General features: G+C 68.6%; 2 protein-coding genes and 1 pseudogene. All 3 read right to left on the bottom strand.

Features of this window, described 5'->3' with window-relative positions:
* Positions 1–1,029 (bottom strand): IS21 family transposase (gene istA / locus AB0O00_RS36785; protein WP_363659051.1); only part of this gene is annotated, 1,029 nt, incomplete at its 3' end.
* Positions 1,030–1,185: 156 nt separating this feature from the next.
* Positions 1,186–1,731, bottom strand: coding sequence for a transposase (locus AB0O00_RS36790; protein WP_363659052.1), 546 nt, complete (start codon positions 1,729–1,731; stop codon positions 1,186–1,188).
* A gap of 268 nt (positions 1,732–1,999) precedes the next feature.
* A pseudogene (locus AB0O00_RS36795) lies at positions 2,000–2,140 on the bottom strand (transposase); the annotation flags it as partial.
* Positions 2,141–2,143 lie beyond the last annotated feature (3 nt).

The following is a 2,143-nucleotide window of genomic DNA, read 5'->3' on the forward strand; positions in this document are numbered from 1 at the left end:
GCCGTGGAAGCGGACCCAGACGCTCTCCTCGACGAGCTCGTGCGGGACCGAGTAGCGCACCGAGTTGACCGAGATCGTCGAGTCCTTGCCGACCCGGCGACTCTCGCCGAACGCGGCGGTGAACGGCTGCTCGGGCACCGGGTGCAGCCGTAGACGTTCCTCGGCCAGCAGCTCGGCGGGGATCCGGCGGGTCTCGCGGTGGACACGGTTGTTCACCTCCGTCATGAAGTCCGCGCAGGCTTCCTGCAGTCCGGCGAAGTCGGTGTACTCGGTCCGCAGGTTCACCTGCGTGGGCACCAGGTCCCGCTTGGCGATCCGGACCGTCGACTCGGTCCCGCCCTTGGAGGCCGGGTCGGCCGGCATGCAGGTCCGCACCACCGTGCCGTAGTGGCGGGCCATCGGCACCAGCTCGGGGTTGCGGACCGCAATCCGGGCGACGTGCTCGACCGTGGCCGTCTTCTCGTTGTCGGTCAGGCAGTAGGTCGGCACCCCGCCGATCGCGCGGAACGTCGCGTCCAGGCAGGCCGCCACCGTCGGAAGGGTCTTGTCGAACACCGGGATGACCACGCGGAACCGGGACCAGGCCAGCCACGCGCACCACAGGCTCGTGCGCCGGGAGCCGATGCGTGGGCCCTCCCCCCAGTCCCATTGCATCCACATCGCCGGCTCCGGGATCCAGGGTCTGAACACCCTGCGGTTCCCGGCCCGGTAGGAGTCCTTCGCCGCCGCGACGGCCCGGCGGGTCGTGCGGTCGGTGCCGGTGAAGCCCATCGCGACGATCTTCTTGTGAACAGCGTCGGCTCCGACCTTGCCGCGGGACCGTTCGACCAGTTCCTCCACCTTCGGCAGGAAGTCGTCGATCAGCTTCGACCGCACCGCCCGTTCGGTCGGGTCGACGCCCTGGCCCCGGAGCTGGACATAGCGCCGGACCGTGTGGTGGTCGCAGCCGGCCAGCTCGGCCGCCTTCCGGTAACTCCCTGTGAGGTCGTACGCCTCAAGAATCTCCATGATCTCCTCATCGCTCTTCACCATGCCCACTGTGCGTTACGGGCGTGGTGGGTCGGCGGGGAGATCAGCTGTCCGCTACTGGGGAGGTTCCGTGTCCGCCAGTGGGGAGACCAACTGACCGCCGTCGGGGAGTCTGCCGGGATCTGATCAACATTTCGGGATGACCGAGAGTGACCGTCACGGGGTGAGCAGGACGCGGCGCCGGAGGAGTTCGAAGCCAGCGCGGCCATAGCCTTGGCGTTTGAGGAATTTGACCCGATTTACGTGTCCCTCGACCATGCCGCTGGAGTAGGGCAGGGTCAGGCCGGCGGTCACGGCGTCGAAGTCCTTGTAGAGGTTGCGGGCGAAGCTGTGCAATGGCGGCAGCTCGCTGCCCTCGACCGCCTTGATCCAGCGGGGCAGGAGGTGGCCTTCGAGGTTCTTCATCATCTTGGCGAAGTCGCTGATGTGCCTTCGGAGATCGGCGAGTTCGGGGCAGCCGGCCAGGATCCGCTTGAGCCGGAGTGCCTGGCCGGAGCTGAGGTTGTCGGGGTGTGTGGCGGGTGAGCCAGCCGACGACCTGCCGGACGGTGGGCGCTTCGGACCTCTTGGGCGCCGGAGCTTCGGCCGAGCGGAGGGGTTCGAGCCATCGCCGGACGCTGCGGCTGCTGCCCCGGTAGCCGCGTTCCCGGAGCTCGCGGAACAGCCGTCCGCTGTCGGTGCAGCCCTCCTGCCAGCGCATATTGAGGTATTCGGCCCAGGGCTGCAGCCTGTTCGGCCTTTGCCCGGGCGGGCACAGCAGGTCCTCGACCGCGGTCGCGAAGGCGTACCTGCGGACGGTCTTGCGGTCCATCCGCAGTGCCTTGGAGATCACGTCGATGGCGACGCCCTTGTCGTACATCTCGTGCACAGCGGCGAAGTTGCGCCGGTTGTTTGCCGCTCGCTTGCCCTCCACCGCCGGTGGCAGCGGCGGCGCCGTCACCGTGTCCTGGGCCTCCTCCGGCGGGATCAGGCAGCGGCGGTGCGCGACGACGCACTTCTCGACCGTCTTGCACAGGTTCAGCCACAAATGAAAGCGATCAGCGATCTGCACCGCGTCCGGGGCGGCAGTGCGGACCGCCTCGGCGTAGGCGCTGGCCCGGTCCCGGCACACGAC

Origin of the sequence: Kitasatospora sp. NPDC093558, from assembly GCF_040683475.1 — a bacterium.
Classification (GTDB): domain Bacteria; phylum Actinomycetota; class Actinomycetes; order Streptomycetales; family Streptomycetaceae; genus Kitasatospora.